Consider the following 14,260-nt stretch of genomic DNA (forward strand, 5'->3'; position numbering starts at 1 on the left):
GCCTATGAAATCGGAATTGCAACGCATGATCGCCGGCGAACCGTATGATGCGATGGATGCGGAACTGGTTGAGGCGCGAGCCGTGGCACGTGACCTGTGTCAAGACCTCAACGCCACCCGCGAGCGCGACCAAGCCGCACGGCGAAACATTCTCACCCAACTGTTTGCCAAGGGGGGTGAGACTGTCTGGTTGCAGCCCCCGTTCTATTGTGACTACGGCAGTAACATCTATCTGGGGGAACGCGTTTACTTCAATTTCAATTGCGTTGTGCTCGACGTTTGTGAGGTCCACGTCGGTAGCTTTACCTTCTTTGGTCCTGCTGTGCAAATTTACGCTGCCTCCCATCCCTTAAATGCACAGCTTCGCCGCACCCATGAATTCGGCAAGCCGATTTCTATTGGCTCCGACGTTTGGGTCGGTGGTGGCGCGATCATTTGCCCGGGAGTTTCGATTGGGAACAAATCCGTCATCGGGGCCGGCAGCGTCGTTACTCGGGCCATTCCATCAGGGGTTTTGGCGGTCGGCAACCCCTGCCGCGTGATCCGCGATTTATCAGCAGATGAGTTCCCTGCCGCTGATTTTCCCACAACCGATGGCACACGATGATAGAACCTGATAACGATGCAATCTGGTAGCACGAATAATCTCCTCGCCGACCTGCCCACGTCGATTCCAGCAGAACTGGTAACGGTGCTCGCCGAAAACGCCCATGTTCGCATCGAACGGATTGTTTCCACGGCCCACTGTAGCCCGCCTGGCTTTTGGTACGACTGTGACGAGCACGAGTGGGTTGTCGTGCTCAAAGGCGAAGGTTTATTACATTTCGAGAATGGCCCGACCGTGCGGTTGGGAGTTGGCGATCACTATTTGATCGAAGCGCACCAGCGACATCGGGTTGAGTGGACATCAGAAACTGAACCAACCGCCTGGCTGGCTGTTTATTTCTCCGCACAATCTTGATGGGTCACGATCACGCTCGTTTCGTCCCCGCCAGGTAAACCCTCGTGCTTCGCCTGATCAAGCGATCAATGAAGCTTTGACGATCCGCAGTTCCCGCGCGGCAAAAGGGAGGGTTGCAAAGCTTGAAGTCGTACGGTTTGCTTGGCTCGAAATCCAACCAATCATGACTACCTGGGACACCTCAGATATCGGTGTAGCCTTGTCGCTGCAATCAATTGGCCTGCGATGGTCCGCTGGGTATCCGATACCGGGTGGGGGCACGGGCTGAAATACAATGGCCATTGCCGATTTCCTGTTCGCTGCAGCGCAGTAGGGTTCGGTAATCTGAACCGAATGGGATGTCAGCGAGGCAAGCATTTGACCAACCAGAGAGCAGCTTGCGAGCCGAGAGACTGGCGAGCGGTGGGGCCGGGACATAAAAAAACCGTCACTGGGGTGTGACGGTTTTTAAAGAAGCGACGCTGACGGGGCTCGAACCCGCAACCACTGGATCGACAGTCCAGTACTCTAACCAATTGAGCTACAGCGCCTTCAGGAATCAGCGAACTGACCTTTTCAACTATCGGCAAGCCGCTGAGTTTAATCGAACAACTTTACCTTGCGAGCGTCGAATTATAGCTTCCGGAAAGCATCCCGCAAGTGCCTTTCGGAAACCATTTCTTCGGCTTGCCCGAGGAGCAAAATACAACAAATCTGCCACATTCCGTCAACCCGTGTTTCTGCTTTGAGCTAGGTTCCAGAGGACAATTTCTTCGACGACTCGAGCCGATCGCGGTACGGACCTGCTCATCCAGCAAGGGTTTACGCTATGCAGAACGCTAATTTACTGGCTTTTTCTCTGCGACAGTGGTGGGGCGATGCGACCGCTGAATTGATGCGGTACTTTAACTCGATGGACGTCACACAGTGGATGATTATCTCCGCTTGCGGGGTGCTGTTTGGCTTTCTCTGCCTTCGCGGAACCAGTCCTCGCTGATTTGGTTTTGACGATCAAGCCGTTTTTTACGGGTGATTGCGACGCGCGGCTAAATTTTGTCCGAGTTGCGAGTTGCTGAATTCGGGCTGTTTGGTAAGACTGTAGCTTAGTTGAGGTACATCAGATGCCGCCATGCCGGGTTACTCGCCGAGCGTAGATTCCCATGCCGTTGTTCGAGATCGAAACGTCAGGACACATTCTCATTACGTGGGCCGACAGCGAAGAGTCGGCCCGCCAAGTGGTTACCGATGCGTTCCCATCGGACGAAGTCATTCGCATGACCAAGCGTCCTCGTGATACTTGGGTCATTTCCAAAGGCGCGCTTGGTTTAACCTCTACTTGGCTGGATCCTTGCAGTATCGCTCGCGAATGTCTCTCCAAGTCGTCGGGTGACAAAATCCACGCTATTCGCCTGTACATGCACGAGACAGGCTCGGATTTGGAACGGGCGCGAAAAGTAATTGAGTCGAATATGGTCATGGGCTGGTAGCATCCAGCCCTCCGCGCGGCCACAATCTTTCTCTTGGCCGCGGTGGGAGTTGTTTTCTGCTGGGCTCTCGACGTTTGTGGATGCGAGGCAAAGTTGACTACGATTCCCACCAACCGCTCCACGAACAGACGGTCTCATCGGGTTCGTGTCGAATTGGTCCTGCTGATCTGTCTCTCCCCGCTTGTGATTGGTTGCCAGGGGTGTCGTGAACAGACTCCCGAGGGGGAAGTATCGCAAAAAGAAGTCACGGCCAAAGACTTGGGGTCTTTCCCGGGAGGCTCACCCACTGATCAGGAGTTCGTCAAACCAGGACACTGGACGACGATTAGTCAGACTTGGCAAGCCAACACCGACGACTATCGAGGGACCTTCGAAGCCGTCGTGACACCTCTCAGCAGTGGGGGTGGTGCTGCCGAGAGCAGTCGGAGTGTCAGCCCGCGAGCGATCCGGCCTGCCGTGCTGCCGAAGGGGCAGAGCAAGAAGTTAGAGATCCGCACCTTGGTTCCCGTGGCCGATTCGTCAGCAACGATGAGTCGCCAAGATGTTAACACGCGGTTTATTGCCAGCAATCTTAATCTGCCTGTCGACGGCAGTAACCGAGGATTCATGAGCATGCGGCCTCATGAATATTTTTTCGTGGTGCTAACTGGACGTCCCGAGCAATTTTCTGCCATCCAGATCCATGATTGGATTCGCCCTCCGCAAGCGGAGCTCGGTGTCTCTGGGGAAACGTTTTACCGGCTGATGTTCCCGCGGGGTGACGGTTCGTTGCCGTTACCGGATACATTCTTTGAGTGGACTTCGACCGCTTACGTGCTGTGGGACGATCTGCGGCCTGAGCAGTTGACCTTCGATCAGCGTCAGGCGTTGCGCGATTGGTTGCACTGGGGCGGGCAGATTATTGTCAACGGCCCTGCGTGCGCACAGGCTTTGGCTGGTTCTGAATTTGCCGACTTGTTGCCGTTGACCCAAGTCCGCAGCGTGGGCTTAGAGGCGCAGCCTTTGGTCGACTTAGTCGAGCACTGGAGTGTGCCGACGGATCCCACGCGGGGCACCGTCGTTGGGCTGCTTACCAATGGTGCGGAGCGGGTCAGCGTCGACGGTGTGCTGGCGACTGATGCTTGGGCCATTGAGGGAACTGACGATCTCATTTTTGAGCGTTCCCTGGGGCGCGGCCGGGTCTGTTTCAGCCGGTTTGATTTGACGGCCGGCTGGATGGCGAAATGGAATTCGTCGCAAAGTTTCTTCAATGGGGTGCTGTTGCGGCGGCCGCCTCGTCAATACAAAGCTGTCAACGGTGCTTTGGAATTGCGGCATTTCGGCGAGGGGCTCGTGGGTCGCGAACGCGATGCTCGGCTGAACACAAGAGTGCGCATCTTTTCGCGTGACGGTGTGTTGGGAGACGCTGGGGGGGCGGCGACTGTATCACCTGCGACTGTACCAGCCGCGACGGCATCGCCACAGCAAAGTTGGCAAGATATGAGCACTCCTTATACCCCTGGGCGGAGTGTTGCCGGTTGGTCAGATGACAGCGAGCTTGCCAGCTTGGCCTCCACGCTGTTGCGGGAACAAGCCGGTATCACGATCCCCAGCAGCGGCTTTGTTGCCAAAGCCCTATTGGTATATTTGATCATTCTCATACCGCTGAATTATTTGGTGTTTGCGTTATTCGGCAAACTGGAGTGGGCTTGGGTTGCCGTCCCGTTGATCGGATTGGGGGGGGCTGCTTGGATCGCCCGCTCCGCCCAGCTCGATATTGGTTTTGCCCGCAGTCGCACTGAGATTAATTTGTTAGAAATCCAACCCGGTTATCAGCGTGGGCACCTCACTCGTTATTTGGCGTTATATAACTCGCTTAGCACTCGTTACGACTTTAATTTTAGTATTCGCGAGGCGGTTGCGGTGCCAGTTGGAGCGCCAAGCCAGGGAACGATTGATTGTCAGTTTTCGCAAAGCTTTGGTGAGGGGGTTTCACTCAGCGGGATACAGATCCCCTCCAATCAAACGTCTGCGATTCACGCCGAGCAGTTGCTGGATTTAGGCGGCAGCCTAAGTTGGAGCCTTGACGCGGTCAACGATCCGACCACGGGGCAATTGGTCAATGAGACGAAGTTAACGCTCTATGACGGCATGTTGGTCATGCGCGGCATGGATGGTCAATTGCGGCATGATTTTGTGGGCCTGGTGGAAGCGGGTGGGAGCTATAAATTTCGGCTCAAAATGGGCCCCGGCGAGTATCTTGAAGCGTTGCCACTGACCGTCGAGCGAATGTTGGGACCTTTATCGGCTGGTGGTGATTTGCTGCCCGGTCAGGCGCGGCTGGTGGGCAGGATCGAAGAGCAGCCCGCGGGCTTGGAGATCGCCCCGGCGGTTTCTCAATCGCAATCGCAGACGGTTTGCGTGGCCCATTTAACCCACGCCGATTTGCCTGCACCGCAGGCCGACCTCAATTTGAGAACTGATATTAAGGAAGCCGAGCTCGACGACTTTGAGTTACTTGACGTCCCACTGGGTGAAATTGAATGATTGAGCTGCATGGATTTGGCAAGGACTATGGTGATTTTACCGCCGTCGATTGCTTGGATTTAAAGATTGAGGAAGGCGAGATGTTCGGCTTCATTGGTCCCAATGGCGCTGGAAAAAGCACCTCCATACGTTACTTGGCCACGTTGTTGAAACCGACCCGTGGGTATGGTGAAGTGGCGGGTCATAATGTGACCAATGACCCGCTGTCTGTTCGCCAAGCGGTTGGTTATATGCCTGATAACTTTGGCGTTTACGACGGCATGCGAGTTTGGGAGTTTCTGGACTTTTTCGCGGTCGCTTATCGGATTACTCGAGATAAGCGCAAGCAAATCATTCGCGAAGTGTTGGAGCTATTGGACCTTAGTCATAAACGCAATGACTATGTCAATGGATTATCACGGGGCATGAAGCAGCGGCTCTGCTTGGCGAAAACGTTGGTGCATGATCCGCCCGTGTTGATCTTGGACGAACCGGCCAGCGGTTTGGACCCTCGCGCCCGCGTGGAGGTCAAGGCGTTGCTGAAAGAGCTGCGCCGCATGGGCAAGACAATTTTAATCAGCAGTCATATCTTGACGGAACTGGCCGATTGTTGCACTTCAATCGGGATTATCGAGCGCGGGAAATTGTTGATGCACGGTTCCATCGACGAGGTCTATCGGCAGATACGTCGAAATCGAATCGTTGAAATCAGCTTCTTCTCGGGTGAGGACGCTGGCCTTTCGATCCTCCGCAGTCAAGATAGCCTGCGTTCCCTGGATGTCGATCGGGGACGGGTGGTGGCCGAATTGGAGACGGATGACGAGGGGCTGGCCCAACTCCTGGAGTTAATGGTTGCCGAAGGGGTGAGGGTGCGGAGTTTCAACGACAAGGATCCCACCTTGGAGGATGTCTTTATGACCGTCACCAAAGGACTCGTCAGTTGAACGACTTGCTCAATGGCGACTTGCTTTGAGGCGACTTGCTTTGAGGCGACTTGCTTTGAGGCGACTTGCTTTGAGGCGACTTGCTCTGAAGCGGTCGGCCTAGCTGGTGCGGAGTGCGGGTTGGAAAAACTGCGAGTGGGCTTAGGTCCGCGGGGCTGTTTTGGTGTGCAAAAAAACAGTTTTTTCGGAGCTTTTCGCGGAGAAGGGGCGAGAAAAAAGAGTTTTTTGGGTTACAATGGGGTGGACTGGGTATTCACGTACCGCTCGCACTCAGCGTCAATTTGCAAATCGTCAATCGGTTTGGCAGTTACTGCCCTTTGCTGCGATTTTCAACTTGTGTCTGTTGGATTGGCTTCTCATCTCATTTTGTTTTCGAGGATACGCATGCCGCGTCAGCAATGGAACACCGCGATTCAACTGGGCTCAGTGGCAATGGCCTCCGGGTCAGGGCGCGTCTGGACGCTAAGCATTGCCGTATTGGCCGTCTCTGTGTTGAACTTGGGCTGGTCCTCGGTCGCTCATGGGCGAGGTCACGAGACGCTGACCCCCAGTGAAGCGGCGCAGATTGGCATGGTGGATGCTTGGCACCGCCAGCTATCGATATCGGGTGGCTTGAACGGTCTCGTCGACGCGGAAATTTTCGTCGATTACGAAGAGAAAAAGACCTTTGCCGAAGTGTTGGCTGACGGTCGCGTGTTGTTGCGAATCAGTGGCGACCGCGTGAATCGGTTTGGTATTCCGATCGGCATCGAAGAAGCCCAGCGGTTAGCCAACCTTGAAGTTTACAAGCTCAAGCGACGTGGTATCTCGGCGTCGGTTCAATTGAAAGAAGTGCCGCAAGTACTTTTGTTTGCCTTGGGAGCCGATGGGACGATCGAGTGCCGTGACGCGGAAGATGGTCGAATCATTTGGTTGCAGCGTTACGGTGATCCGCGGATTCCTTGCCTTCCCATGGCGGTCAGTCACCACTTTGTGACTTTTGTGAATGCCGACCAACTGTACGTGCTGGAAACGAGCACTGGTAAATTGGTCGTCCAAAAGCACCTCAAAGCGGTGCCACTGCATGGTCCGGCGATCGTCGGTGACTATATCATGTGCGTTTGCACGGGCGGACGGATCGAGGGTTATGATGTCAAGGACTTTGACCGCGAGGCTTTTGTGGCTCGCGTCGCCGGTTTGCCGATGGCTGGTCCGGTGACGTCGCAAGCCATTGCCCGCACGATGTGGCCCACCGACGCCGGATATTTGTTTGCTCTCGATGGCTCTGGGCGTGCCCAGTTGTCCTTTCGTTTTCCAGCTAGCGGACTGGTGTCGTCCAAAGTTGGCTCGGGACCCTCTGGCAATTTCTACGCTGCTACCGAGAAAGGGCAAGTTTACGGAATCTCCCCAGCTCGCGACGGACGCATCCTGTGGCGGCAAAGTTTGGGTGGCCCCGTGTATCAGTCCCCCGCGGTGATCGCTGATCAACTGTACGTTCGCACTGTTTACGGACAGCTTTATGGGCTCAAAGCCAGCAATGGCGAGTACGCTTGGCCGAGTGCTGTGGGGCGAGTTCAAAAAGTTTTAGGGGGCACCAGTGACAAAGTATTGGTCCGTACTTTCTCGGCAAATTTGGCCGCGATTGACTCCAGGTCGGGTAATGTGATCGCTCAACTTCCGGCCACGACTATTGCTGATTCGATCCATAATCCGTGGACCGACCGCCTGTACCTGTTGACCAACTCGGGTATGATTCAGTGCCTGCGTCCGCTCGCGGCGGAACTGCCGACCATCTACGAAGTCAAGCAATTGACATCCGAAGAAGGTGCAGAAAGCGAAGCTACTCCCCAACCAGACGCACCGGCTCCGAGCAATCCCTTCGGTTTTGGTGATGATGCCGGTGGTGGGGCCTTCGGGGGCGATAACGGTGGCGGAAATCCGTTTGGCACCGGCAACGATGCGGGCAATCCCTTCGGTGGTGATAATCCCTTCGGCGGTTAATCGTTGCCCAGCCTATCGGCATTTAAGGGGCGAAGTTCCCAATCCGTGGAGCACGCCCGGTTGACCCTGTGGCGGGGATGTCGTACACACAAACCTCTGCCGCGTACGGAGTCGTTCTCATCATAGCCGCCACCGAAAAAGCGGCTAAACAACAACGGAAGTAAACCCTGTGAGTGATCTTGTTCCCATACGTACGGCTCTGATCAGCGTCAGTGACAAGCTCGGTTTGACCGATTTTGCACTCGGCCTGCACCGTGCGGGCGTCCGCATCCTCAGCACCGGGGGCACCGCCGAGAGTTTGCGGGGAGCGGATATACCCGTCGAGGAAGTTTCCGATTACACCGGTTTTCCGGAAATGATGGGCGGTCGATTGAAGACCTTGCATCCCAAGATTTTCGGCGGCATCTTGGCTCGCCGTGAACTGTCGGATGACGTTCAAGTAGCTGACGATTATGGGATTGAGATGATTGACTTGGTGGTCGTTAATCTCTACCCCTTTGCCGCCACGGTGTCGCGGCCCGGAGTGGAGATGTCGGCAGCCATTGAGCAGATCGACATCGGTGGCCCCAGCTTGGTCCGCGCGGCGGCCAAAAACCACGCCGATGTCGCGGTTGCGACCAGCCCCGCCCAGTACAGCGAGATTTTACAGCAGGTGGAAAGCGACGGCGGCACCACCCACGAACTCCGGGCCCAACTGGCTTGCGATGCTTTTGAGCATACCGCCAACTACGACCGGGCGATCGCCAACTATTTGCGGGGCGAAACGATGGTTTCTGAATTCCCCGCCACGACTCACCTCTCACTGCGTCGCAAATCGCTGCTCCGCTACGGCGAAAACCCCCATCAGAAGGCTGCTGTTTACGCCGATCCAAACGAGCGGACCGCGAACTTAGTTAGCGCGCGTCAGATCAGCGGCAAAGAGCTGTCCTACAATAACCTACTCGATCTCGATGCTGCTTTGGCGATCGTGCGCGGCTTTTCGGAGCCGGCAGCCTCGGTGGTAAAGCACAACAATCCCTGCGGTGCTGCCACGGCCGAACGGCTGGCACGCGCTTGTCAAAAAGCGATGGATGGAGATCCGCTGAGCGCCTTTGGCTCTGTTTTGGGTTTTAACCGCACGGTCGACTTGGCAACCGCCGAGATGCTGTGCCAACCTGGGCTCTTTGTCGAAGCGATCGTCGCCCCTGATTTCGAAGCCAGCGCAGTCGGCTTGCTGACAACCAAACCACGCTGGCGAGAAAACGTGCGGTTGATGCAAGTCGGACGGCTGGATGAACAGCCTGCGGCACTCAATCGACGCTTCATCAGCGGCGGCATGTTAGTGCAAGAAGCTGACCGTTTGCCCGCGGCGCCGTTGCAGTGGAAGACGGTCACGCAAGCCGAAGTTGCCGACGCGCTCTGGGATGACGTCGCCTTCGCATGGGAGATGGTGCGGCACGTGAAGAGTAACGCCATCGTGTTGGGCAAGGATTGTGCCCTGATCGGTGTCGGTGCCGGCCAGATGAGTCGCGTGGACAGCGTCGAGATTGCGATTGAAAAAGCGGGCGATCGCAGCACCGGCAGCGTGCTGGCTTCCGATGCCTTTTTTCCCTTCCCCGATAGCATCGAAGCGGCCGCCGAGGCGGGAGTCGTCGCCATCATTCAGCCCGGCGGCTCGCGTCGCGACACCGAGGTGATTGATGCCTGTAACGCCCATCGGATTCCGATGATCCTCACCGGACGACGTCACTTTAAACACTGATGACGACGATCCTAGCTAACATCCTGGCGACGAAGCGCGAAGAAATTGCCGAAGCAAAACGCCTTCGCCCGCTGGTCGAACTCGAGCAACAACTACCGCACTCGCCTCCGGTGCGAGACTTTACCGGGGCACTCCGCAGTGACGTGGGCACCGTGCGGTTGATCGCGGAAATTAAGCGGGCCAGCCCTTCGGCCGGCTTGATTCGTCCCGATTTCGATCCCGTGCTCATCGCCCAAGCGTATCGAGATGGCGGCGCGGCTTGCCTCAGTGTGTTAACTGATACGCATTACTTTCAGGGCAAACTTGAGTACTTGCGAAGTGTGCGGGCGATTTGCGAATTGCCCCTGCTGAGAAAAGACTTCATCATCGATCCCTATCAATTGGTGGAAGCCCGGGTGGCTGGTGCCGATTGCGTACTGCTGATCGCCGAGTGTCTTGACGGCAGCCAACTGCTGGACCTCTATCAGGCTGCTACTGACTTGGGCATGCACACTCTGATCGAACTTTACGATCGTGAAAATCTACCTGCCGTGTTGGCAACAAACTGTCCCCTTATCGGTGTCAACAACCGCGATTTACGCACGTTCAAAACGGATCTCCATCACACCATTGCCCTGCGGTCAGAGATTCCAGCTGAACGGGTGTTGGTGGCCGAAAGTGGTATCCGCAGCAATCAGGATGTTCAGCGGTTGGCGGAGGCGGGTGTCCAGGCCATGCTGGTAGGTGAGTCATTGATGCGTCAACCCGATCTGGTGGGGGCCGTCAAGGAACTGCTACAATAGAGTTTTCCCCCGCAATCTTGAGGCCAGCTCATCGTGGGACGCGTCAACGATACGATCTCGACGGTTAACAGTAGTATCCGCACCATCTTGGCCTTGGCGATCTGCTTGGTGTTGGCCGTGACCAGTTACCTGATTTACGACCGCATCTCGGCTGCCGATCGTGAACTGGCCGACGCTCGCGAGCAGTTCGCGGCGACGCAGGATAAGTTAGTTGCCGCTGAGGAGACGATTGTCGATCTTCGTAGCGATTTGGTTGAAAAACAGCGGCAAGTCGATCGCTTGGAAGCGGCCATGAAATTGCTCAAGATGGACCAGCGTTTGGCCCAGCTCACCGTCGTTGAGCAGCAAGTCGACGAGCAAACCGAACGTCTGTTAACAACCTTGGAGTTCACGGAGCTGTCGCCGGAAGGCAATCCCATCGGCCCACCCAAACGCTTTGAGATCGAGGGCGATGTTGTCTACCTGGATAACTGGGTTGTCAAATTTGACGATGCTTACGTCGAACAGGCCGACCTACAGCGTGGCACTTCGCTGGCCCTGTTCCGCCGTATTTTCGGTGAGTTTCAATCTCCCTCCGAAGGTTTTTTGATTGACGAAGTCGGCGCCATGCCGCAAGCTTACGCGCGTGGCGGCGAGCCGACTGAGTTCGAGCAGGAGATCTGGGACGATTTTTGGACCTTTGCCAACGACCAATCTTTAGCCCAAGAAAAAGGCATTCGCGCGGCCCACGGAGAAGCATTATCGATGAAAGTCGAAAAGGGTCGCAGTTATCGCGTTGAGTTGCGAGCCAGCGACGGACTTTCCATCGTGCCAGAACCGGCTAGCCCGGCCAAACAATCGGATTGAGAGACAAGTCGATTAAGATCGCTCGCCCCCGCGAGCACTCCCGCCTACCTGCCCCACCTGCCACTCATGACCATCAAAGCATCGCGACGCGCGCGGCATCATAACGCCTGCGACGATTTTCGACGCAGCTTGCGACTCTCCCGGCGGCATGTCTTGCAAGCCGGTGTCTTGTCATCCCTGGGGCTCGGCATTGGTGATTTAAGTGCCCGGCTAGCGGCGGCACAAGCTCAGGCCGGAGCGAACGCACCCCCGCCGCGTGCCAAAGCTTGCATTTTCTTGTTCATGTGGGGCGGCCCCAGCCAGCTGGAAACATTTGACCTCAAACCTGATGCGCCAGCGGAAATTCGCGGGGAGTTTAAGCCGATCTCGACAAAAGTCCCCGGCATGCAAATCTCAGAGCATTTCCAGCGGTTGGCCAAACTGACCGATAAGATTTCCATTATTCGCTCGCTCACTCATGATGACCCGGCGCATCTTTCCAGCGGCCACGCGACTTTGACGGGCCAACTCGCACCGGTGATTAAGAGCGACGCGACGCCTCCCAGTTCAAAAGATTCACCCCACCTTGGTGCGTTGGTATCGAAGCTGCGGCCGGCAACCAACGGAGTTCCCTCGTTCGTAACTTTACCCTGGAAAGCGCTCCACCCGGCGGCTCCCGGCGGCGAAGCTCCGGGACAACACGGTGGTTGGTTGGGGCCCGCCTATGATGGCATGTTGATGACGGGTGACCCCAATCATCCCGATTGGAGTCCTCGTGGGCTTACGCTCCCCGCTGATATCGATGCGGCCAGGTTGGAGTCCCGGGTGGAATTACTGCGTATGCTGGGTTCGCAACGAAAGCGATTGGAGCAAGCCGAGGCTACCAACCGCTTTCACGATCACCAGCAACAAGCGATTAAAATGTTGGGTTCGCAGTCAGTCCAGTCGGCTTTTGATGTCTCCCGCGAGAGCCAAGCAACACGAGATCGTTATGGACGTAACATCCACGGCCAGTGCGTGCTGATGGCGCGGCGCTTGGTCGAGCATGGCGTACCGTTGGTTTCCATCAATTGGCATAATGATGGGCAGAACTTTTGGGATACCCACGGGAATAATTTCAACCGTTTGAAGAATGATCTTATCCCGCCCGCTGATCAAGCGCTTTCCGCCCTGCTGGAAGACCTTGAGGAACGCGGTATGCTCGAGGAGACCATTGTGGCCTGGGTGGGGGAATTTGGCAGGACACCAAAAATTTCTCCCGCCAACGCGGGACGCGAGCATTGGCCAGCCTGTTACAGCGGCATTCTGGCCGGTGGGGGCATCCGTGGCGGTTACGTGCATGGAGCCAGCGATCGCCACGCCGCCTATCCCAGCTCCGACCCAGTCACCCCGCAAGACTACGCAACGACCATCTTGCACGCACTCGGATTGCCGACTGATATCGCCCTCTTAGATCGGGAGCAGCGGCCCCACCCAATCGCTTCCGGCAAAATCATCAAAGAGTTGTATGCCTAAATCAACGCTTGTCTTGCTGCATGGTTTTCCTTTCGACAGCCGCATGTGGCAGTCTGTTGAAAAGGAGTTGGCGTGCGACTACGACTTGTTACTACCTGACTTTCCCGGTTTCGGCGGCACACCGTTGTTGTCGGAAAACAGCATCCCACACTGGGCTCGTCATCTTGATAGCCTGTTGAATAATGCGAGGGTGAGTGGTGAGATTCAGCTATGTGGATTGTCGATGGGCGGTTATGTCGCATTGGAGTTTGCGGCGCTCTTTCCTGGGCGACTGCAGCGTTTAATTCTCTGTGACACCAAGGCGACCGCGGACACCGAGCCGGCTCGTCAGCAGCGATTGCAGATGGCCCAGCGGATGCGAGCGGCAACGGGCGAACAGCTCACGGCAGGTTTGCAAGAGTTAGTCGCCGGGATGTTGCCAAAATTGCTGGCACCGGCAACGTTTGAGTTGCAAGCGGAGATTCCTCAGCAGTTGGAAAGCTGGATCTTACAAGCGGAGCCGCTTTCGGTGGCGGTGGCCCAAGAAGCGATGGCCCATCGCCGGGAGCATAGCGAGTTGCTCAAGTCACTCACTTGCCCCGTGTTGGGCATCGTCGGTGCAGACGATCAATTGACCCCACCGCAGGTGCTCGGCGCTAGCATCAATTCGGCTCGGCAAGGCAAATTGGTGGTGATCCCGCAAGCTGGCCACATGCCCCCGTTGGAACAGCCGAGAGCGTTCGTGGAAGCCATCTCCAGCGGTTAATTGCCTAATCGACAAGTAGCTGCCCAAATCGCAATTCTCCCGCACTAACGTTCGCTCAACTCCGCCTCCGGCATCACGGCACCCAGTTCTTCCAGCAATTCGAGTCCCCGTTGCTTGCTGGCGGCCAAGTCGGGAAAGGCAATCCCTTGATCAATTAGCGTCCTCGCTTTTTCGTACTTGGCACCGAGCTCTTCTGCTTCATCGAGTGCACGCGCGAATACCCGACGTGCCTTCTCAATGCGGCCGGTGGCGAACAGGTAGCGTCCTTCGGCACGGTACGCATGGGGTCGAACGTTGGGATAAGAATTCCGAAAGAACTTAGTGCCGAAAAGGTACCTTTTGGCGAGCTTTAAGTCGCCACCCTGGTTTCCGTCGAGCCGCGCCCAACTCGGCCCCAAGGCGGCTTCCACCATCCGCGGAAACAGTGGCATGCAGATTTCAAAGAAGAACCAGTTTTTCCGCATCGACTGAAAGCTGTTTCGGAACGCTTCAACTGCTTCTTGATATTGAGACTGCTGCAGATAGACGAAGCCTGCTTCCATGAGAGAGATAGCGACAAAGTTTGAGCCATTCTCCTTCAGCAGGCGTATCGATTCGTTCGCGGCGTGATGGGCGGCAGCGAAATCACCCGCCATCGCGTGACCATGGGTTAGGCCGTAGTTTGCCCAGCCCATTAATTCCCGGTCATTCGACGAGGCTGCCACTTCAAGTTCTAGCTCGCCATTCCGGATTATTTTTGCCGTATCGCCGGTGACTGAGTAAAGATGGAGATATTGTCAATTGTTGTGTTTTGAGA

The 14,260-nt window shown here is 56.1% G+C and carries 13 protein-coding genes and 1 tRNA gene; 12 read left to right on the forward strand and 2 right to left on the reverse strand.

All coding sequences use genetic code 11. The features are described from left to right. The first annotated feature begins 4 nt into the window (after nt 1-4). Together SH139x_RS11900 and SH139x_RS11905 are read left to right on the forward strand one after the other, a co-directional pair. Nucleotides 5-607 (forward strand): sugar O-acetyltransferase, encoded by a 603-nt coding sequence (locus SH139x_RS11900; RefSeq protein WP_488355432.1) that lies wholly within the window; start codon nt 5-7, stop codon nt 605-607. Nucleotides 608-622: 15 nt separating this feature from the next. Continuing rightward, nucleotides 623-961 carry a cupin domain-containing protein gene (locus tag SH139x_RS11905; protein WP_488355433.1) on the forward strand — a complete coding sequence of 113 codons (339 nt, stop codon included), beginning with the start codon at nt 623-625 and terminating at the stop codon, nt 959-961. A 456-nt stretch (nt 962-1,417) separates the two neighbouring features. On the opposite strand, the gene SH139x_RS11910 is transcribed toward SH139x_RS11905, so the two are convergent. Beyond that, nucleotides 1,418-1,491, reverse strand: a tRNA-Asp gene (locus tag SH139x_RS11910). 278 nt (nt 1,492-1,769) lie between these two features. On the opposite strand from SH139x_RS11910, the gene SH139x_RS11915 reads away from it, so the two are divergent. The 10 genes from SH139x_RS11915 to SH139x_RS11960 all read left to right on the forward strand — a co-directional run bounded on the left by SH139x_RS11915 (nt 1,770) and on the right by SH139x_RS11960 (nt 13,464). Then, the gene (locus SH139x_RS11915) at nt 1,770-1,937 is read left to right on the forward strand and encodes a hypothetical protein (protein WP_488355434.1); all 168 of its coding nucleotides are present in this window, start codon (nt 1,770-1,772) and stop codon (nt 1,935-1,937) included. Nucleotides 1,938-2,100: 163 nt separating this feature from the next. Beyond that, nucleotides 2,101-2,427 carry a DUF6793 family protein gene (locus tag SH139x_RS11920; protein WP_488355435.1) on the forward strand — a complete coding sequence of 109 codons (327 nt, stop codon included), beginning with the start codon at nt 2,101-2,103 and terminating at the stop codon, nt 2,425-2,427. 93 nt (nt 2,428-2,520) lie between these two features. Continuing rightward, on the forward strand, nt 2,521-4,953 hold the full coding sequence (locus tag SH139x_RS11925) for a hypothetical protein (protein ID WP_488355436.1): 2,433 nt from the start codon (nt 2,521-2,523) through the stop codon (nt 4,951-4,953). Continuing rightward, complete coding sequence (locus SH139x_RS11930; protein WP_488355437.1) at nt 4,950-5,876, forward strand: ABC transporter ATP-binding protein; 927 nt, start codon at nt 4,950-4,952, stop codon at nt 5,874-5,876. The genes SH139x_RS11925 and SH139x_RS11930 overlap by 4 nt, the downstream gene beginning before the upstream one ends. A gap of 384 nt (nt 5,877-6,260) precedes the next feature. After that, on the forward strand, nt 6,261-7,856 hold the full coding sequence (locus SH139x_RS11935; protein ID WP_488355438.1) for an outer membrane protein assembly factor BamB family protein: 1,596 nt from the start codon (nt 6,261-6,263) through the stop codon (nt 7,854-7,856). Nucleotides 7,857-8,025: 169 nt separating this feature from the next. Next, entirely contained in the window at nt 8,026-9,597 is a 1,572-nt protein-coding gene (gene purH / locus SH139x_RS11940) for a bifunctional phosphoribosylaminoimidazolecarboxamide formyltransferase/IMP cyclohydrolase (protein ID WP_488355439.1), read from the forward strand. Further along, the gene (gene trpC / locus SH139x_RS11945; RefSeq protein ID WP_488355440.1) at nt 9,597-10,379 is read left to right on the forward strand and encodes an indole-3-glycerol phosphate synthase TrpC; all 783 of its coding nucleotides are present in this window, start codon (nt 9,597-9,599) and stop codon (nt 10,377-10,379) included. Before purH ends, trpC begins: the two co-directional genes overlap by 1 nt. Before the next feature lie 33 nt (nt 10,380-10,412). Next, nucleotides 10,413-11,225, forward strand: coding sequence for a hypothetical protein (locus tag SH139x_RS11950; RefSeq protein ID WP_488355441.1), 813 nt, complete (start codon nt 10,413-10,415; stop codon nt 11,223-11,225). Between the two features lie 66 nt (nt 11,226-11,291). Next, nucleotides 11,292-12,719, forward strand: coding sequence for a DUF1501 domain-containing protein (locus tag SH139x_RS11955; RefSeq protein ID WP_488355442.1), 1,428 nt, complete (start codon nt 11,292-11,294; stop codon nt 12,717-12,719). Then, nucleotides 12,712-13,464 (forward strand): alpha/beta fold hydrolase, encoded by a 753-nt coding sequence (locus tag SH139x_RS11960; RefSeq protein WP_488355443.1) that lies wholly within the window; start codon nt 12,712-12,714, stop codon nt 13,462-13,464. Before SH139x_RS11955 ends, SH139x_RS11960 begins: the two co-directional genes overlap by 8 nt. Nucleotides 13,465-13,508: 44 nt before the next feature. Here SH139x_RS11960 and SH139x_RS11965 read toward each other — a convergent pair whose 3' ends face one another. Beyond that, nucleotides 13,509-14,168, reverse strand: coding sequence for a tetratricopeptide repeat protein (locus SH139x_RS11965; RefSeq protein ID WP_488355444.1), 660 nt, complete (start codon nt 14,166-14,168; stop codon nt 13,509-13,511). Nucleotides 14,169-14,260: the final 92 nt, after the last annotated feature.

Source organism: Kothea flammea (assembly GCF_052161645.1).
Lineage (GTDB): Bacteria > Planctomycetota > Planctomycetia > Pirellulales > Pirellulaceae > Laterigemmans.